The sequence below is a fragment of the Actinacidiphila glaucinigra genome (genome assembly GCF_900188405.1).
Taxonomy (GTDB): domain Bacteria; phylum Actinomycetota; class Actinomycetes; order Streptomycetales; family Streptomycetaceae; genus Actinacidiphila; species Actinacidiphila glaucinigra.
Genome location: NZ_FZOF01000007.1, coordinates 24,685 through 41,610 on the forward strand (window position 1 = coordinate 24,685; position 16,926 = coordinate 41,610).

Annotated in this window: 18 protein-coding genes; 9 read left to right on the top strand and 9 right to left on the bottom strand. The window is 73.0% G+C overall.

From position 1 onward, the window contains the following. Positions 1–74: 74 nt before the first annotated feature. Entirely contained in the window at positions 75–1,136 is a 1,062-nt protein-coding gene (locus CHF15_RS16075) for an alpha/beta fold hydrolase (protein ID WP_089224494.1), read from the bottom strand. 321 nt (positions 1,137–1,457) lie between these two features. Here CHF15_RS16075 and CHF15_RS16080 point away from each other — a divergent pair, with 321 nt between their 5' ends. Beyond that, positions 1,458–2,078 (top strand): HAD-IA family hydrolase, encoded by a 621-nt coding sequence (locus tag CHF15_RS16080; protein ID WP_089224495.1) that lies wholly within the window; start codon positions 1,458–1,460, stop codon positions 2,076–2,078. Between the two features lie 51 nt (positions 2,079–2,129). Here CHF15_RS16080 and CHF15_RS16085 read toward each other — a convergent pair whose 3' ends face one another. Further along, positions 2,130–3,161: an NAD(P)H-dependent flavin oxidoreductase gene (locus tag CHF15_RS16085; RefSeq protein ID WP_089224496.1), complete on the bottom strand. Its 1,032-nt coding sequence runs from the start codon at positions 3,159–3,161 to the stop codon at positions 2,130–2,132. A 238-nt stretch (positions 3,162–3,399) separates the two neighbouring features. On the opposite strand from CHF15_RS16085, the gene CHF15_RS16090 reads away from it, so the two are divergent. The 4 genes from CHF15_RS16090 to CHF15_RS16105 all read left to right on the top strand — a co-directional run bounded on the left by CHF15_RS16090 (position 3,400) and on the right by CHF15_RS16105 (position 6,466). Continuing rightward, positions 3,400–3,789: an SgcJ/EcaC family oxidoreductase gene (locus CHF15_RS16090; protein WP_089224497.1), complete on the top strand. Its 390-nt coding sequence runs from the start codon at positions 3,400–3,402 to the stop codon at positions 3,787–3,789. A gap of 203 nt (positions 3,790–3,992) precedes the next feature. Beyond that, positions 3,993–4,295: a muconolactone Delta-isomerase family protein gene (locus tag CHF15_RS16095; protein WP_089224498.1), complete on the top strand. Its 303-nt coding sequence runs from the start codon at positions 3,993–3,995 to the stop codon at positions 4,293–4,295. 113 nt (positions 4,296–4,408) lie between these two features. Continuing rightward, positions 4,409–5,665 (top strand): YbfB/YjiJ family MFS transporter, encoded by a 1,257-nt coding sequence (locus CHF15_RS16100; protein ID WP_089224499.1) that lies wholly within the window; start codon positions 4,409–4,411, stop codon positions 5,663–5,665. An 87-nt stretch (positions 5,666–5,752) separates the two neighbouring features. Continuing rightward, a complete protein-coding gene (locus tag CHF15_RS16105; RefSeq protein ID WP_089224500.1) occupies positions 5,753–6,466 on the top strand; it encodes an SDR family NAD(P)-dependent oxidoreductase in 714 nt (237 codons plus the stop codon). A 96-nt stretch (positions 6,467–6,562) separates the two neighbouring features. Here CHF15_RS16105 and CHF15_RS16110 read toward each other — a convergent pair whose 3' ends face one another. The 4 genes from CHF15_RS16110 to wrbA form a co-directional block, all read right to left on the bottom strand. Beyond that, positions 6,563–7,276, bottom strand: a complete 714-nt coding sequence (locus CHF15_RS16110) for an SDR family oxidoreductase (protein ID WP_089224501.1) — start codon at positions 7,274–7,276, stop codon at positions 6,563–6,565. 124 nt (positions 7,277–7,400) lie between these two features. Next, positions 7,401–8,294, bottom strand: coding sequence for a helix-turn-helix transcriptional regulator (locus CHF15_RS16115; protein WP_089224502.1), 894 nt, complete (start codon positions 8,292–8,294; stop codon positions 7,401–7,403). Between the two features lie 75 nt (positions 8,295–8,369). Then, positions 8,370–9,020, bottom strand: a complete 651-nt coding sequence (locus CHF15_RS16120) for a DsbA family oxidoreductase (protein ID WP_089224503.1) — start codon at positions 9,018–9,020, stop codon at positions 8,370–8,372. Positions 9,021–9,137: 117 nt separating this feature from the next. Further along, complete coding sequence (gene wrbA, locus CHF15_RS16125) at positions 9,138–9,746, bottom strand: NAD(P)H:quinone oxidoreductase (protein WP_089224504.1); 609 nt, start codon at positions 9,744–9,746, stop codon at positions 9,138–9,140. A gap of 173 nt (positions 9,747–9,919) precedes the next feature. On the opposite strand from wrbA, the gene CHF15_RS16130 reads away from it, so the two are divergent. From CHF15_RS16130 to CHF15_RS16140, 3 genes are all read left to right on the top strand, one after another. Continuing rightward, complete coding sequence (locus CHF15_RS16130; protein ID WP_089224505.1) at positions 9,920–10,393, top strand: MarR family winged helix-turn-helix transcriptional regulator; 474 nt, start codon at positions 9,920–9,922, stop codon at positions 10,391–10,393. A gap of 200 nt (positions 10,394–10,593) precedes the next feature. Continuing rightward, positions 10,594–11,562 (top strand): SDR family NAD(P)-dependent oxidoreductase, encoded by a 969-nt coding sequence (locus tag CHF15_RS16135; protein ID WP_089224506.1) that lies wholly within the window; start codon positions 10,594–10,596, stop codon positions 11,560–11,562. Positions 11,563–11,670: 108 nt separating this feature from the next. After that, a complete protein-coding gene (locus CHF15_RS16140; RefSeq protein WP_089224850.1) occupies positions 11,671–12,246 on the top strand; it encodes a CGNR zinc finger domain-containing protein in 576 nt (191 codons plus the stop codon). An 82-nt stretch (positions 12,247–12,328) separates the two neighbouring features. On the opposite strand, the gene CHF15_RS16145 is transcribed toward CHF15_RS16140, so the two are convergent. From CHF15_RS16145 to CHF15_RS16155, 3 genes are read right to left on the bottom strand one after another with little or no spacing between them, the layout of a single operon-like run. Further along, entirely contained in the window at positions 12,329–13,021 is a 693-nt protein-coding gene (locus CHF15_RS16145; protein WP_179279819.1) for a cytochrome b/b6 domain-containing protein, read from the bottom strand. After that, positions 12,963–13,697, bottom strand: a complete 735-nt coding sequence (locus tag CHF15_RS16150) for a molybdopterin-dependent oxidoreductase (protein ID WP_179279820.1) — start codon at positions 13,695–13,697, stop codon at positions 12,963–12,965. Before CHF15_RS16150 ends, CHF15_RS16145 begins: the two co-directional genes overlap by 59 nt. After that, a complete protein-coding gene (locus CHF15_RS16155; RefSeq protein WP_245938893.1) occupies positions 13,697–14,236 on the bottom strand; it encodes a GMC oxidoreductase in 540 nt (179 codons plus the stop codon). Before CHF15_RS16155 ends, CHF15_RS16150 begins: the two co-directional genes overlap by 1 nt. A gap of 739 nt (positions 14,237–14,975) precedes the next feature. Between CHF15_RS16155 and CHF15_RS16160 the strand changes: the two genes are divergently transcribed. Then, on the top strand, positions 14,976–16,925 hold the full coding sequence (locus CHF15_RS16160) for an N-acetylmuramoyl-L-alanine amidase (RefSeq protein WP_179279821.1): 1,950 nt from the start codon (positions 14,976–14,978) through the stop codon (positions 16,923–16,925). Position 16,926: the final 1 nt, after the last annotated feature.

Consider the following 16,926-nt stretch of genomic DNA (forward strand, 5'->3'; position numbering starts at 1 on the left):
CGATCCGGTCCCCGCCACCGATGCTCAGGTCGGCGTCGCCGGCGTGCGGGGAAGCCGGCGTCCGCCGGCCCGGCTCAGAAGGAGTCGACGTCGACGACGGCCGCCGCGAACGCCTCCGGTGCCTCCTGGGGCACGTTGTGGCCGATGCCCCTCAGCGTCCGGTGGGCGTACCTGCCCGAGAACTTGGCGCGGTAGGCGGCTCCCTCCCCGGCCGGGGTGAACGGATCGTCCTCACCGTCGAGGGTGATGGTGGGCACCCCGATCATCGGGCCCGCGGCGAGCCGCCGCTCCAGGCGGTCGTGGCGCGGATCGCCCTTCGCGAGGCCGAGCCGCCAGCGGTAGTTGTGGAGCACGATGGCGACGTAGTCCGGGTTCTCGAAGGACGCCGCGGTGCGGCGGAACGTGGCGTCGTCGAACTCCCACGTGGGGGAGTTGAACTCCCAGACCAGACGGGCGAGGTCGTGCCGGTTCTCCTCCAGGCCGAGGCGGCCCCGCTCGGTGGCGAAGTAGTACTGGTACCACCACGCCCACTCGGCCTTCGGCGGCAGCGGCTGCTTGTTCGCGTCCCGGTTGGTGATCAGGTAGCCGGTGACGGAGACCAGGGCCTTGCAGCGCTCCGGCCAGACGGCGGCGATGATGTCGGCGGTCCGCGACCCCCAGTCGTAGCCGGCCAGCACGGCCTTCTCGATCCGCAGGGCGTTCATCAGGGCGATGACGTCGAGCGCCACCACCGACTGCTGGGCGTTGCGGAACGCCCGCGGCGACAGGAAGCGCGTCGTGCCGTGGCCGCGCAGGTGCGGGACGATGACGCGGTAGCCCTCGGCCGCCAGCAGGGGCGCGACGTCGACGTAGCTGTGGATGTCGTACGGCCAGCCGTGCAGGAGTATCACCACGGGGCCGTCGGCGGGGCCGGACTCGGCGTAACCGATGTTCAGGACGCCGGCGTCGACCTGCTTGAGCGCGCCGAGGGAGGTGTACGGACCGCGGACCGGAGCCGTTCCCCCGGTGCCGGGCCCCGGCCCCGGCCCGTGCGCCGCCGCCGAAGCGGGTGGTGACGCGAGGCCCGACAGCCCCGCGAGCGACGCCGCGGCCGCGCCCGCGCCGAAAACCTTGCCGAAGCTCCGCCTGTCGATCATTCCCAACCTTCTTTCACGTTCCGGGGATTCTCCCGTCGGCAACCCTTGCACGCGCAAGCGTCACCGGTCAAGGTGGTGACGGATGGGCGGGTGGGTCGCGGAATCGTCGCCGGTCCGGGGAGGGGCGGCAGGTCGGGCCGCGGAAGGGGGTGGCAGGATGGCGTCCGGTCGTGCCCCGCGCGTGCCGCCCGCGCGGCTGCCGTCTCGGGCCGGCCTCCTCGGGCCCCGTGCGGCAGCGTCGCCGGCGGACGGCCCACCACGCGGCTGCCGCGCCCGCATCGCGGTGGCACGCGTCCTCGTCGCTACCGCTGGAGTTCCGCCATGTCCCATCGCACCGGCCTGATCCTCGACTTCGGCGGTGTCCTCACCACGCCCCTGCTGCCCGCCGTACTCGCCTTCGAGCGGCGCGAGGGGCTGGCCGAGGGCGCCTGCATCACCGCGCTCTACCTCGACGAGGAGGGCACCCGGCGCACGCACGACCTCGAACGCGGCGCGATCACCCAGGAGGAGTGGAACGCCGCGGCGGCCCGCAGCCTCGGCGTGGCGCCCGACAACCTCATGGGCCGGATCTTCGCCGACCTGCGGCCCGAGACGGCCCTGATCGACGCCGCGGCCGCCGCCCGGCGCGCCGGGGTGCGCGTGGGGATCCTGTCCAACTCCGTCGGCTTCGCGCCGTGGGACCTCTACGAGGGCTACGACCTGGAGGGTTCCTACGACGCGGTGGTCATCTCCGAGCACCACGGGATGCGCAAGCCGGAGCCCGCCATCTTCGAACTGGCACTGAAGGAGCTCGGTCTGCCCGCCGAGGCCTGCGTGTTCGTGGACGACACCGAGCAGTACCTCGCACCGGCCGCCGAGTTGGGGCTCGCCGGCGTCCACGCCAAGGACCCCGAGGAGACGATCGCGCAGCTGGAGGTCCTGCTCGGCGTCGCTCTGCGCTGACGGCCCGTAGGGGGCGGGCCGGCGTGTGCGGCCCGCCCGTACGCGTCCGGATCAGATCCCGGAGGCCAGCCGCCGCAGGATCCGCTCCGCGGGTTCCTCGGTCGCGTGACGGTGGCCGGTGCCGGCCCACAGGTGGATCCGCTCCTGGTCGCCGGCGGCGGCCGCCGCCCTGCGCATCGGGCCGGTCAGATGGTGCAGGGCCGGGTAGCCGGCCGGTGCCGCGTCGGTGTGGCGGTCGGTGAACTCGTTGCGCAGCGCCCGCGCCGGGCGTCCCGTGAACGCCCGGGTCACCACCGTCCCGGTGCGTGCCGGGTCGGCCAGCGCCGCCCTGTGCGGAGCGGAGGTGCCGGCCTCTTCGGCGCGCGTCAGGACGGTGCCGACCATGACCGCGTCGGCTCCGGCGCGCAGCGCACCGGCCACGGCGGCGGGGGTCGCCAGGCCGCCGGCGGCGACGAGCGGCAGGGGTACGGCCGCGCGCACCTCGCCGAGCAGGTCCTCCAGGGGGACCGCCGCCGGTGTGTGCTGCGGGGTGAGGGTGCCGGAGTGACCGCCCGCGGCGGACGCCTGGACCGCCAGCACGTCGGCGCCCGCCTCCGCGGCCGCCCGGGCCTCCGCGGCCGAGGTGACGGTCTGCACGACCAGGCTGCCCGCGGCTCGCAGCCCCGAGACGACCGAGGCCTGCGGGATGCCGAAGGTGAAGCTCACCACCGGCACCGGGTCGGAGAGCAGCAGGGCGACCTTGTCCGCCCAGTGGTCGTCGTCCTCGACGAGCTCCGCGGCCGGTGTGTCGACGCCGTGGATCCCGGCGTCGGGCGCGATGGCGTGGGCGTAGCGCCGGAAGGCGTCGGGGTCGACCGGGACGGGATTGGGCGCGAAGAGGTTGACGCCGAAGGGCACCCCCGCGGACCGGACGGCGGCGATCTGCTCGGCCAGCGCCGCGGTGGTGCGGTACCCGCCGGGCACGAAACCCAGACCGCCGGCCCGGGCGGCCGCGGTGACCAGTGCGGGAGTGGTGGGACCGCCGGCCATCGGCGCGGCGAGGACCGGGGTGTCCACCCCGAGTGCGACCAGTGGCGAGACCATGATGTGAGTGTTCCTCCTGCGGAGTGGCGACGCTCGTTCGCGGGGTGGGGCAGGGGTCGGGCCGTGTCGGCCGGGGGCCGCTCGCCGGCGTCACCGGACGGCCCGCGCTTGCCAGTATACGACCGCCCAACTATTTTTATTTGACCGGTCGACTACTATCGATCGTCCCCGATCCGGCCGCCCTCCGCACGCGGGCGGGCGCCGCCCTTCCTACCTTTGAGCACAGAGGAGAACCGACATGAGCGTTGATCCGACGGACACGACGAACGGCCCGATGCGCGAGGTGGTGTCCCGCTGGAAGGCCGCCTTCGACGGCCACCGGCCGGACGAGATGGCCGGGTTGTTCACCGCCGACGCCCTGTTCCAGGGCTTCGGGCCCGAGGTCACGGCGGGCCGCGACGCGGTGCGCGCCTACTACGAGGCCGTGACGGAGGACCGCTGGGCGGACGTGGGGAAGATCCAGGGCTACCGCATCGGCGACGAAGTGGCCGGCGGCTTCGCCGACGTCGTCTTCCGGGGCGCGGAGGGCTGGACGGCCCCCGTGCATCTCTCGCTGGTCCTGCTGCGCGAGGGTGACGACTGGCTGATCCGCGCCTACCACGTCTCCCGGATCGTCACCGACCACTGAGACCGGACGTCACCCGCCGTGCGGGCGGGGCCCGTTGCGAGGTTGTGCCTCCCAGCAGGGAGGCAACCGGTCGTGGCGGCGCCCCGGCCCGCGGGCGCAGGGTGGGGGCAGGCGGGACCGGTGTCACGTCGCCGGCCCGGCCGTCCGTCCGGCCGCCCGAAGAACGTTCCGGCTGTTTTCCAGGTTCTATGAGAGGCAACACCGTGAAGGAGTTCCTGGTCGAGCTGACCACCACCGTCCCCGAGGGCACCGACCCGGCCGAGGTCGACCGGCGTCGTGCGGCCGAGGCCGTCCGGGCCGGTGAACTGGCCGCCGGCGGGCACCTCGTCCGGCTGTGGCGCCCGGTGGGCGAACTGCGCAGCATCGGGCTGTGGCGCGCCGACGACGAGGCCGGGCTGTACGAGAAGGTCCTCGGCACGCTGCCGCTGTGGCCGTGGATGTCCGCGGTCGTCACCGCGGTGCAGTCGCACCCCAACGACCCGGGTGATGCGGACGCCGCCGCCTGACCGAGCGCGCCCCGCCGCACACGGCACCCACACGGCTCCCCGCCGACCGGACACGGTCCCGGCGGGGGGCCGTGTCCGTCCCGCCCCGGAACCCGCCCGTCGAGGAAGATGTCATGAGCGAATCAATCCAGCGTCCGTCCGTCGCACCCGGCGGCCTCCCGGGCCCGCCCTGGGGCCACGTACTGCGGGTCGCGGCCGCGCTGGCGGCGGCGATGGGGGTCGGGCGCTTCGTGTACACCCCGATCCTCCCCCTGATGCACGCTCAGGCGCGCCTGACCGCCGGGGCCGGCGCGCACCTGGCCACCGCCAACTACGTCGGCTACCTCGTCGGCGCGCTGGCCGGGACCTTCCTTCCCCGGCTGACGCGCTCCGCCGCCGTCCTGCGCGGTTCACTGCTGCTGCTCGTCGCGAGCCTCGCCGCCATGCCGCTCACCCGTACGACCGCGGTGTGGCTGGTGCTGCGACTGGTCGCGGGCGCGGTGAGCGCGACGGTCTTCGTCATCGCCGTCAGCGCGCTCCTCGGGCGACTGCGCGAGCACCCCGCGCACCTGCCCGGCTGGGGCTTCGGCGGGGTCGGCGCCGGGATCGCCCTGTCCGGACTGCTCGTCCTCGTCCTGCGCGGTCTCGCCGACTGGCGGGCCGCGTGGTGGGCCTCCGCCGCCCTTGCCGCGCTGCTCTCGGTGCCGGCGTGGACGATGCGGACCGAGTCCGCGCCGGCCCCCGCGGCCGCGCCGGATCCCGGGGTGCGGGTGCGTACGGCGCCGCGCACGCACCGCTGGTTCGGCGCCCTGTTCGCCTCGTACACGCTGGAAGGCGTCGGCTACATCATCGCCGGCACCTTCCTGGTCGCCGCGATCGACCAGGGCTCACCCGGCCGGCTCGGCACCGGCGCCTGGGTGCTGGCCGGGGTGGCGGCTGTTCCCTCCGCCGCGCTGTGGGCGGGGCTGGGGCGGCGCTGGTCGCGGCCGGACGTACTGCTCGCCGCGCTGGTCGTGCAGGCCGCCGGGATCGCCCTGCCCGCCCTGGTCGAAGGGCCGGCCGCGGCGCTGGTCTCGGCGCTCCTCTTCGGCGCCACCTTCATCGGTGTGAGCACGCTGGCCCTCGCGGCCGGGACGCATCTGCGGTTCCCGCGCGCGGTCGCCCTGCTGACCGCCGGGTACTCGGTGGGCCAGATCCTCGGCCCGCTTGCCGTGGAGCCCCTGCTGCGCCACGGCTACCGGCAGGCGCTGGTCCTGGCGGCACTCGTCGTCCTGGCCGCCGCCGCGGTGGCGTTCGTGCTGCGTGTCGGGTTCCCGCACCGCATGGACCCGCCGGGTGCCGGGGAGGCGGTGCCCGGCGGGGTCGCGTCCGCCGGTGCCCGGGGTCTTTGACAGTTGCCGACCGGTCGTCTACTTTTTGAATGACCGGTCGTCTAGTGCCGGATTCCCAGGACATCCCCCCACGGAGTAAGGAACACCATGAGCGTTCAGGGTCAGAAGGTCGCGGTCGTCACGGGTGCCTCGCAGGGCATCGGCGCGGGGCTGGTCGAGGGGTACCGGAAGCTGGGGTACGCGGTCGTGGCCACCTCGCGCAGCATCGCGGAGTCGGCGGACCCGCGAGTGGTGACGGTGCGGGGGGACGTCGCGGAGCGCGGGACGGCGGAGCGGGTGATCGCGACGGCGGTGGAGCGCTTCGGCCGGGTGGACACGCTGGTCAACAACGCGGGGATCTTCGTGGCGAAGCCGTTCACGGAGTACACCGAGGAGGACTACCGCGCGGTGCTGGGTGTGAACGTGGACGGGTTCTTCCGGATCACGCAGCTGGCGGTGGAGCGGATGCTGCAGCAGGGCGGCGGCCACGTCGTCCAGATCTCCAGCAGCCTCGGTGACCAGGCGGACGCGAAGGTGACGTCGGTGCTGGCGTCCCTCACGAAGGGCGGTCTGCAGGCGGCGACGCGGGCGCTGGCCATCGAGTACGCGGAGCGCGGGATCCGCGCGAACGCGGTGGCGCTGGGCACCATCAAGACCCCGATGCACCCGGTGGAGACCCACGAGGTGCTGGCGGGCCTGCACCCGGTGGGGCGGATGGGGGAGATCGACGACATCGTCGAGGCGGTGCTCTACCTGGAGAAGGCCCCGTTCGTGACGGGTGTGACCCTCCCCGTGGACGGCGGCCAGACCGCCGGCCGCTGACCGGCCCCGACGGTCACCGCACGAGTGCACGGCGAAGGCCCCGGACGGAGACGTCCGGGGCCTTCGCCGTGTCGGGGTGCCGTGGCCCCTGCCGCGTCAGGCGCCGGGGGTGGCGCTCGGGGACTGGGAGAGGGCGGACTTGGCGCGCCGGGTCTCCTCGTCGGCGAGGACCTCCGGCCGGTCGTGGAGCAGCGCGTCCATGGTCAGCTCCGCCACCGTCGCGGAGCTGATCTTGGGGGCGTCCGTCCAGGAGCTCAGCTCGGTGTCCACGAAGCTCGCGTGGACGCCCATCACCAGCGTCCCCTGCGGCTGCAGCGCCTGCCGGAGGGCGTCGGTGAGCGACCACTCCGCCGCCTTGGAGGCCGCGTATCCGGGGATCAGCGGCTGACCGACCCAGGAGGCCAGCGAGAGCATGTTCACCAGCGCCCCGCCCCCGTTCGCGGCGAGGACCGGGGCGAAGGCGCGGGAAACCGCCCAGGTGCCGAAGTAGTTGACCTCCATCGCCTGGCGCGCGCCGTCGAAGGGGCCGTCCAGCAGGCGGGTGCCGGTGCCGCCCGTGCCCGCGTTGTTGATCACGATGCTGACGTCGCCGGCCGCGGCGGCCGCCGCGGCGATCTCCTCGGGCTTGGTGACGTCCAGGCGCAGGGGGACGAGGCAGTCGTCGACCAGGCTCTGGTCGACGAGGCTTTCCGGATCCCGGACGCCCGCATAGACCCTGGACGCGCCGTGGGTGATGAGCGCGCGCGCGAAGGCGCGGCCGATGCCGCGATTCGCGCCCGTCACCAGGGCGACCGACCCCTTGATGTGCATCGTGCCTCCTTGCTGCGGGCGTGCGCTGCCCGGACGGCGCCGCGCGGTCGTCGGCGGCCCGGGCGGTGCGGCAGCCCTCGGGGCAGGCGCGGACCGGCCTGCGGGGCCAGGCTAACAGCTGACTTTAAGTGTGAAAGTCAGATGGTCCGGCCGGTGGGCCGGTGGCCTCGGCCCACTCGGCGAGCCTCCGCAGGGCCCGCTCGGAGGCGGTCGCGGGCTCCGCGGTGTAGACGCCGAGGATCTGGTCCGGATCGCCGGTGACGGCCAGCGCCTCGTACTGCAGGGTGAGTTCACCGACCACGGGATGGTGGAAGTGCTTGACCCCGTAGGTGCGGCGCCTGATGTCGTGGTCGTCCCACCACGCCCGGAAGTCATCGTCGCGAGCGGACAGTTCGCCGACGAGTTCGCCGAGCCGGGAGTCGTGGGGGTGCTTGCCGGCGTAGAGGCGGAGCGCGGCGACGGAGGTGCGTGCCACGCCCGACCAGTCGTCGTAGAGGGTGCGGGCGGCCTCGTCCAGGAAGATGAAGCGGGCCATGTTCCGCTGCCGCTGGGGGAGCGCGTCGAAGTCGGTGTAGAGCGCGCGGGCGAGCCGGTTGGCCGCCAGGACGTCGGTGCGGCGCCCCACGACCACCGCGGGCACGTCGGTCATCGTCTCCAGGAGGCGGTGCACGGCGGGACGCACCCGCTGCGGGGCCGGCGGACGGGCCGCCGGACGTCCCGGCCTGGCCAGCGCGAACAGATGGTCCCGCTCGTCGTCGGTCAGGCACAGGGCACGGGCGAGAGCGGCGAGGACGGTCCCGGAGGCGTTGACGTGGTGCCCGCGCTCCAGGCGCACGTAGTAGTCCACGCTGACGCCGGCCAGCTGGGCGATCTCCTCACGGCGCAGCCCGGGCACCCGCCGGGCGGTCGGCCTGGGGGCCAGGCCGGCCCGCTCCGGGGAGATCCTCGCGCGGCGTGAGCGCAGGAAGTCCCCCAGAGCGGTGTTCCGGGTGCCGGCCCCGGTCGGGTACGCGTCCATCTCTTTCACGTTACGACGCCCGCAAGGCGAGAACGCGCCGCGGACGGGTACTGCCGGACCCCCCCGGGCCGGGCGTCAGGGCCGGGCCGCGGCGTGGTTGTCCCACGCCTGCTCCAGGGCGCGGGTCAGCATCTCGGCGGACTGCAGCCCGGTCACGCCGTACTTCCGGTCCAGCACGAAGAACGGGACCCCGCCGGCGCCGAGCTCCGCGGCCAGCCGCTCGTCGGCCCGGACGTCGCCGGCGTAGGCGTCGGGGTCCGCGAGGACGGCGTCCGCCTCCGCCCGGTCCAGTCCCGCCTCGACCGCCAGGTCCAGCTGGGTCTCCCGGTCGTAGACGGAGCGCTCGTCCGCGAAGTTCACCCGGAAGGCGATGTCGAGGAACTCCTGCTGGACGCCGCGCTCCTTGGCCAGGTGCGCCAGCCGGTGGACGTCGAAGGTGTTGCCGTACACGCGGCCGCCGATCCGGAAGCCCAGGCCCTCGGCGCCGGCCTCGGCGGCGGCGTGCTCCTCCCGGGCGACCTGCTGCTCGCGGGTGCGCCCGTACTGCGCGGCCACGGCGTCGATGATCGGTGTCGAGCCGTTCCGGGCGTCCGGGTTGAGCTCGAACGAGCGGTGCAGCACCTCGACGCCGTCCCGGTGCTCGAAGCCGGCGAGGGCCCGCTCGAAGCGTGCCCGGCCGACGTAGCACCAGGGGCAGGCGATGTCGGTCCAGATCTCGACGCGCATGTCTGAGGATCTCCCTTTTCGTGGGTTCGGTGGGGGTGTGGGTGCGGCGCCGCGCGGCCCCCGGTGAAGGGGTGGTGGGGCCGCGCGGCGCCGCTGCCAGTGGGGTGCCGGGAGGGGTCAGGCGGCCTTGAGCTGCGCGGCGACCCGGACGACCCGCTCGGCCTGGACGCGGGCCGCGGTACGGGTGACCTCGTCCACGGGGTTGTTGCCCTGGCCGTCCACGTGGGAGGTGCCGTAGGGGTTGCCGTCGATGAACTTGGACGGCTGGGTGAAGCCCGGGGTGACCGTGATCCCGCCGAAGTGGTGGATCGAGGTGTAGAGGGACAGCAGCGTGGCCTCCTGGCCCGCGTGCGAGGTGGCGCTGGAGACGAAGCCGCTGAAGACCTTGTCGATCAGCTTGCCCTCGGCCCAGAGCCCGCCCAGGGTGTCGATGAACTGCTTCAGCTGCGCCGAGACGTTGCCGAAGCGGGTGGGGGTGCCCAGGATGACGGCGTCGGCCCACTCGATGTCCTCGGGCGTGGCGTGCGGGACGTGCGCGGTGGCCGCGTGGTGGGCGGACCAGGCCGGGTTGGTGTCGATGGCGGCCTGCGGGGCGAGCTCGGCGGTCTTGACCAGGCGGACCTCGGCGCCGGCCTTGACGGCGGCGTCGTGCAGTTCCTTGGCGATCTCGGTGATGGTGCCGGTCGACGAGTAGTAGACGATGGCGAGCTTGACGGGGGTGGCCACAGGAGGCGCTCCGTTCCTTGTGTTTCGTTGCGAGGGGGGTGAGCGAACCGGACTAACTGACCGGTCGCCTATTTGAAGCTAGACGACCGGTCGACAACTGTCAAAGACATGTGCCCGCACCGAAATGGCGATCAACGGGTCTCATTGACCGGTCAAGGAGCTAAAGTGGGGTGATGGCCTCCACGAAGCAGCAGTCGCAGCCTCTCAGCGCGAGTGAGGAAGCGTTCGTGCGTGCGCTGAGCCGGGTGCTCCTGGAGCTCCCGCGTGCCGTCGACGCCGACATGGTCGAGGGGGCGGGGCTGCCGCTCTCCGAGTACACGCCGCTGATGTTCCTGTCGGAGACCCCCGGGCGCGGGATGCGGATGAGCGAACTCGCCGCCGTCTGCAGTCTCTCCCTCAGCGGGATGACCCGCGTCGTCATCCGGCTGGAGAAGCACGGCTGGGTGGAGCGGGTCAAGTGCGCCGAGGACGGCCGTGGTTGGAACGCCGTGCTGACGGACGCCGGGTTCGAACGCCTGGAGCAGGCGTGGCCGACGCACCTCGCCAGCGTGCGGCGCCACCTCGTCGACCACTTCGGCGACCAGGACCTCGCCGGGCTGACCCTCGCGCTGCAGCGTGTGGCGAGCGACCAGGGCGACCACTCCTGATCCCGGCCGCCCCGGGCCGGGGTGACCGCCGTCCCTCTCGACCCCGCGACGCCGGCCGGGCCCGGCCCGGGAGGTACTGCCGGACCCCTGTTGCGCGGGGCCTGCCTCGACCCGCCTGACCTGTGCCGACCGGTGTTTGCCTGGAGAGCGGACACCCATTCCCCGCTCCGCAGGACGGGGCGCACAGTAAGGCGGACAGCATGACCGAGCACGCACGTGTCACCACCCCGTTCGGAGCGCGGACCACCGCGGCGGAGGTCGTCGCCGGCGTGGACCTCACCGGGCGGCGGGCCGTCGTCACCGGCGGCTCCTCGGGCATCGGCGTGGAGACGGCACGCGCCCTCGCCGCCGCGGGCGCCGAGGTCACCCTCGCCGTACGCGACACCGCCGCCGGCGCGCGGACCGCCGAAGGCATCACCGCCACCACCGGCAACGAGCGGGTCCTGACGGCACCCCTGGACCTGTCCGACCGGTCGTCGGTCGCCGGCTTCGTGGCCGCGTGGGAAGGGCCGCTGCACATCCTCGTCGACAACGCGGGCGTCATGGCGTCCCCCGAGACCCGCACCCCCGAGGGGTGGGAGCTGCAGTTCGCCACCAACCACCTCGGCCACTTCGCGCTGACCACCGGCCTGCATCCGGCGCTCAGGGCTGCCGGCGACGCACGCGTCGTCGTGGTCGCCTCGGTCGGTCACGTCAACGGCGACGTCCTCTTCGACGACGTCAACTTCGAGCTGCGGCCCTACGACGCCTGGGCCGCCTACAGCCAGTCCAAGACCGCCAACGTGCTGTTCGCGGTGGAGGCCGCCGCGCGCTGGGCGGGCGACGGCATCAGCGTCAACGCCCTCAACCCCGGCCGGATCGCCGAGACCAACCTCGCCCGGCACATCGCGTCGGCGCTCGACGCCCCCGCGTCCTTCGAGCCGGGCAGGAGTGACGGGGTGTCGGTGAAGGACGTCGGGCAGGGCGCCGCCACATCGGTGCTGCTCGCGGCGTCCCCCCTGGTCGCGGGGGTCACCGGCCGGTACTTCGAGGACTGCGCCGAGGCCGCCCCTCACCGGCCGGGGCTGCGCCGCGGGGTGGCCGCCCATGCCCTGGACCCGCGGAGCGCGGCACGCCTGTGGCGGCTCTCCCTCGACATGCTCGCCGCCGCGCCCGCGACCACCTCCTGACCGGAGCCGCCGGGCCGCCGCCGCGCGGCCGCTGTCCGCGGGAAAGGTGTGCCGAGGTCGGGCGCGGGTCTTGCCCTCTTGTTCGTCACCTGTCAAAATGGTGACATGATGCATGTGTTCAAGTGCGGTCTGCCCGTGCTGGACTTCGTGGGAACCCTGAGGCGCCGACGCAACCCGGACCCCCAGGAGATGCTCACCACACCGGGGAGCCTCGACGCCTGGTTCCGCGAGTCGGGGCTCGTCGACGCGGACGTGCTCTCGGAGCCGTCCGACGTGGAGCGGGCGGTCTCCCTCCGTGAGGCGATCTTCTCGCTCGTCAGGTCCGCCCTGAACAGGGAGGGTTACGACGCCGACGCGCTCGCGCTCCTCAACGCGACGGCCCGCGGGCCGTCCGCCGTCCCGCAGCTCACCAGGGAGGGGCGCAGGGTCGAGGCGACACCGCAGCAGGCGCTGTCCTCGCTGGCCCGCGAGGCCGTGCGGCTCCTGAGCGGCCCGGACGCCGAGCTGGTCAAGGAGTGCAGCAGGCCGGAGTGCACTCAGATCTACCTCGACCGCTCGCACGGCAGCCGCCGCGAGTGGTGCGCCATGGACCCCTGCGGCAACCGCGTGAAGGCGGCGGCGTACCGCGCGCGCAAGAAGGCGGCCACGCCTCCCCTGGCGGCGTCCGCCGCGCGGGGCGGGTAGACGTACGACACGCCCGGGTGGCCGGGCCCCGCAACGGGGCCCGGCCACCCGGGCGTGCGCGTGCGTGCCGCGGGACGCACGTTCAGGGATCCCGAGTGTCCTGCGCCGCCGGGCGGTCCTCGGCCAGCCAGTGGGTGTGCCACCGCCTGGCCCAGCCGAGGGACACGTACCCCGTGCGCATCCCTAGCCGGGCCTCGGGGTCCTGGAAGGCCTTGCGCATGTGCCCGATCACCACCAGGGCGATCGCCCAGGCCAGGACGTCGTGGACGAAGATGGCGCTGGTGCGGGAGACCGCCGGCAGCAGCCCGGTGAACCACATCAGCAGCCCGGTGGCCGTCATGACCAGCACGGCCCCGGCGAGCCAGCCCGCGTAGAGCTTCTGACCGGCGTTGAACTTGCCGGCGGGGCGCAGGTCCGGCGCGGTCAGGCGCTTGCGTGCGGCCCGCAGCCAGCGCCTGTCGTACGCGGCGAAACGGTTCAGCCTGCGCAGGTCGGCGCGGAAGGCCGGCGAGACGAGCCCGAGCAGGAGGGGCAGCGGCAGCAGGATCCCCGACCACTCGTGGACCGTCGCGACCAGATGGCGCCGCCCGACCAGCTGGGCCAGCGGCCCCAGGTAGAGGCAGGCCGCGGTCGTCAGGCACAGCAGCATCAGCAGACCGGTGCCCCGGTGCACCCAGCGCTCGGCCCGGGTGAACCGCAGCACGCGCGCGGAGCGCTCAGGCTGCCTGCGCGTCGCCACGCCGGTCGGCCCCGTCGAGCCAGCCGTCGACGTCATAGCCGTACTCCTCCCAGTAGCCGGGGATGACCTCGTCGGTCACGGTGATTCCGGACAGCCACTTGGCCGACTTGTAGAAGTACATCGGCGCGGCGTAGAGCCGGACGGGGCCGCCGTGCTCGTGGCTGACGGGCTTGTCCTGCATCTTCAGGGCGACCAGCATGTCGGGGCGGCGGGCCTGGTCGAGGGTCAGGCTCTCGGTGTAGACGCCGTCGAAGCAGGTGAAGTAGATCGCCTTGCCCTCGGGGCGCACCCCCGCGGCGTCCAGCAGGTCGGACAGCAGGACGCCCTCGAAGGGGGTGTCCGCCACCCGCCAGCCGTCGGTGCACAGCACGTCGCGCACGAGCCGCTTCTGCGGGAGCGCGCGCAGGTCGTCGAGCGTGTACGTGCGCGGACGGTCCACCAGACCGTTGACCTTCAGCCGGTAGGTCCGCGCGTCCTTGCGCGGCACCGAGCCGACGACGCTGTAGTAGCGGAAGCCGCCCGGGTTGGGCAGGACCCCGGTGAGCCCGGTGGGGTCGGCCTGCGAGGCGGCGCCGAGGAAGTTCTCCCAGCCGCGCTGCAGCCAGGGCGCCGCGGCGACGCCGGCGACGCCTGCACCGAGCATGCCGAGCATGGCGCGGCGCGCGACGGGGGCCCCGCGCTCCGGCAGGTTCTCCTGGTCGGCCATGGTCATCACGCACCCTTCCGCGAGACGAACTCGGCGGCCCGCTCGGCGACGGCGTAGACGGTCGCGTTGGTGTTCCCGGAGACGATCGACGGCATCACCGAGGCGTCGGCGACGCGCAGCCCCTCGATGCCGCGGACCCTCAGCTCCTCGTCGACCACGGCACCCTCGTCGGTGCCGAGCCGGCACGTGCCGACCGGGTGGAAGTAGGACGCCAGCCCCTTGGCGCCTCCGGCCGCCCACGCGTCGTAGGAGCTGCGGTGCCCGCGGGTGAAGACCATGGCGTTGATCGCCGACGAGCCGCCCGGCCCCCGGCCCCGCGCGAGGGCGACGGGCGTCCCGGTGTGCGCCTGCCCGGTCGTGCGGTCGCCCCAGTCGGACGACGTGCCCGGCAACCGGGGCCACGCGGGGGGAACCGGCATCTCCTCGGGCACCTCGGAACCGCCGGCCTCCAGCAGCAGGACGCGGGCTCCGCCGTCCTCGGACAGGCGCGCGGCCAGCACACTGCCGGCCGTTCCCGCGCCCACCACGACGTAGTCGTATTCCACAGCCTGGCTCACGCAGCCCTCTCCTGTTCCGGCGACGCGATGACCGTCTCGTCACCCATTGAAGTGGTGATGACTTTCGCACAGCAAAAAGTCACCTGTCAAGGTGGTGATGGATTCCAAGGGGTGGACTCATATCCCGTATGTCAGTGAGAAATGCCCAGGTTGGGATCGGTATGCTCCGCAGTTACTTGCATAGTGCATCGCTTCCCTGATCTACTCCTTGACGCAGCAAGCGCAACTGGCCGGGGTCTGCGGCTCTCGTGTGCACGCCCGTCAGGACAAGAAGAGGGATCTTCGTGAGCTTCCACCGTCGGGGCGGTGACGCACCGGGCCGTCGTACGACCGCGATGTGCCGGCCGAATTCCTCCGCCGATCCGGCCTGTGCCCTTCCTTCCCTTTCGTCTTTCCTTCACGGGGGCGGGAGTTGTGGTGGGCGCCCGGAATTCGGCTGGTGAACCCCGTGCCTTTCCCGTTCACCGTCCGGTCGATCCGGCCGGCTGCCGGCGTGGGAACCCCCGCGTGCCGGCGGCTGCCACGTCGGGGCCGGTCAGCGCCGGTGCCGACGCCCGGTCCGGAGTCCGGCGGCGAACCGGTCTGCAATGGCTCGATAGTGACGGTGCCTCAGTTCCGCGGGGAGTGTCGTGAGTAGAATCCGCGAGCCTTCCACTGGCCGGCGGTGCGTCATATCGCAGTGCCGTCAGGTGAATTGGCTCCATTCGTTCAAGATTTGGGATCGTTGATGACATCAGAAACATCAAACCGCCGGCATGCCAGGCGGCGCAGGCCCGGCCTGCTGGCGGCAGCTGCCGGGCTGGTGGTCGCGGGTTCGGTGGCGGTGCCGCTGACGGCGCAGGCGACCGGTGCCGCGCCGGCGGACACCGCCCGGCAACGTGACTTCGCCGCGGCGGCCGAGGAGTACCGCGTGCCGGAGCAGCTGCTGCTGGCGGTGGCCTACCAGGAGTCGGCGTGGGACGGGCACGCCGGCAAGCACAGCACCACCGGCGGTTACGGCCCGATGCACCTGACCGATGTGACGGCGGAGATGGTGTCCGGCGGTGACGCGGGAGCGGTCGGCCGCAGTGACATCGCGTCGTTCGTCGCCGACCCGGCGCTGCACACGCTTCAGGCCGCGGCGAAGCTGACCGGCCTGTCCGCGCGGGAGCTGCGCGAGGACGAGGCGGCCAACATCCGGGGCGGCGCGGCGCTGCTGGCGTCGTACCAGAAGGCCGCGGGCGGTTCGGCCTCCGCGGAGGCCGGTGACTGGTACGGGGCGGTCGCCCGGTACAGCCAGGCCTCGCAAGCGCAGGGTGCCAAGGCGTTCGCGAACCGTGTCTTCGCCACCCTGGCCAAGGGCGCGGGCCGCACGACCGTGGACGGGCAGCGGGTCACCCTGGCGGCGATGCCGCAGGTCAAGCCCGCCACAGGCCAGTTGGCGAAGCTGCGTCTGAAGGCCGCGGCGACCGCGGACACCGAGTGCCCGGCGACCGTGGACTGCACCTTTGTGCCGGCGGCGTCGAGCAACGGTCAGGTCTCAAGCCGGCCCGGCAACGGGATCCGGATCGACTCGATCGTCATCCACGACATCGAGGGCTCGTACGAGTCCGCGATCGCGACCTTCCAGACCCCGGGCAGCTCGGCTGCCTCGCACTATGTGATGCGGTCCGCGGACGGCGCGGTGACGCAGATGATGCCCACCAAGGACATCGCCTTCCACGCGGGCAACTACTCCACCAACATGCACTCCATCGGCATCGAGCACGAGGGCTTCGCCGCGCACGGCGCCGAGTGGTACACCGAGGCGCAGTACGAGGCGACCGCGGAGCTGGTGAAGTACCTGGCCGAGCGCTTCGACATCCCGTTGGACCGGCAGCACATCGTCGGCCACGACAACGTTGTCGGCCCGTCGTCGGCGACCGTGTCGGGCATGCACTGGGACCCGGCCGACGGCTGGGACTGGGAGCACTTCATGGCTCTCGTCGGCGCGCCGGCCGAGGGCAGGCACGGGGTCGGTGACATCGGCTCGGTGGTGACCATCGCCCCCGGGTTCGAGCGGAACCAGCAGACCGTCGAGGTCTGCCCGTCCGACGACCCGACCGGCGCCACCCCCGAGTGCACCAAGGTGACGCACGCGTCGAACTCCCTGTTCGTGCGGACCGCCCCCAGCGCCACCGCGCCCCTGTTCGGGGACCAGGCGATCCACTCCGGTGGCGACGGCACCGACCGGATCAACGACTGGGGCAGCACCGTGCAGGCCGGCCAGCAGTTCGTGGTCGCCGGCAAGGAGGGCCCCTGGACCGCCATCTGGTTCAGCGGCAGCAAGGTGTGGTTCCACAACCCGCTCGGCGCCAACACCATCGTGGCGCGCGGCGGTTACACCATCATCAAGGCCGGCGTGACGCCCGCCACGCCGCCCGCCAAGGTGTACGGTTCCAGCTACCCGGACGCCGCGGAGTACCCGGCCGGCTACGGCGCCTCCACCCAGGCCCCGCTGAGCATGTACAGCATCCCGTCCGGCCAGGCCTACGTCGCCACCGCGGCGCCGGCCCTGACCGACGACTACTTCAAGGCCGACGGCAAGGTCGTCTTCGGCGCCAAGAAGATGTACACGATCCAGTACAACCACCGCACCGCGCTGGTCTACGCGAACGACGTCATCGCCACGCAGCGCCCCGCGCACAACGATCGCTGAC

What these genes read in the sequence shown, in the direction of transcription:
- CHF15_RS16075 (WP_089224494.1), bottom strand. Translation starts at nt 1,136, where the DNA reads ATGATCGACAGGCGGAGCTTCGGCAAGGTTTTCGGCGCGGGCGCGGCC.
- CHF15_RS16080 (WP_089224495.1), top strand. Translation starts at nt 1,458, where the DNA reads ATGTCCCATCGCACCGGCCTGATCCTCGACTTCGGCGGTGTCCTCACC.
- CHF15_RS16100 (WP_089224499.1), top strand. Translation starts at nt 4,409, where the DNA reads ATGAGCGAATCAATCCAGCGTCCGTCCGTCGCACCCGGCGGCCTCCCG.
- CHF15_RS16090 (WP_089224497.1), top strand. Translation starts at nt 3,400, where the DNA reads ATGAGCGTTGATCCGACGGACACGACGAACGGCCCGATGCGCGAGGTG.
- CHF15_RS16110 (WP_089224501.1), bottom strand. Translation starts at nt 7,276, where the DNA reads ATGCACATCAAGGGGTCGGTCGCCCTGGTGACGGGCGCGAATCGCGGC.
- CHF15_RS16105 (WP_089224500.1), top strand. Translation starts at nt 5,753, where the DNA reads ATGAGCGTTCAGGGTCAGAAGGTCGCGGTCGTCACGGGTGCCTCGCAG.
- CHF15_RS16140 (WP_089224850.1), top strand. Translation starts at nt 11,671, where the DNA reads ATGCATGTGTTCAAGTGCGGTCTGCCCGTGCTGGACTTCGTGGGAACC.
- CHF15_RS16120 (WP_089224503.1), bottom strand. Translation starts at nt 9,020, where the DNA reads ATGCGCGTCGAGATCTGGACCGACATCGCCTGCCCCTGGTGCTACGTC.
- CHF15_RS16160 (WP_179279821.1), top strand. Translation starts at nt 14,976, where the DNA reads ATGACATCAGAAACATCAAACCGCCGGCATGCCAGGCGGCGCAGGCCC.
- CHF15_RS16150 (WP_179279820.1), bottom strand. Translation starts at nt 13,697, where the DNA reads ATGACCATGGCCGACCAGGAGAACCTGCCGGAGCGCGGGGCCCCCGTC.
- CHF15_RS16085 (WP_089224496.1), bottom strand. Translation starts at nt 3,161, where the DNA reads ATGGTCTCGCCACTGGTCGCACTCGGGGTGGACACCCCGGTCCTCGCC.
- CHF15_RS16115 (WP_089224502.1), bottom strand. Translation starts at nt 8,294, where the DNA reads ATGGACGCGTACCCGACCGGGGCCGGCACCCGGAACACCGCTCTGGGG.
- CHF15_RS16145 (WP_179279819.1), bottom strand. Translation starts at nt 13,021, where the DNA reads ATGACGTCGACGGCTGGCTCGACGGGGCCGACCGGCGTGGCGACGCGC.
- CHF15_RS16135 (WP_089224506.1), top strand. Translation starts at nt 10,594, where the DNA reads ATGACCGAGCACGCACGTGTCACCACCCCGTTCGGAGCGCGGACCACC.
- CHF15_RS16130 (WP_089224505.1), top strand. Translation starts at nt 9,920, where the DNA reads ATGGCCTCCACGAAGCAGCAGTCGCAGCCTCTCAGCGCGAGTGAGGAA.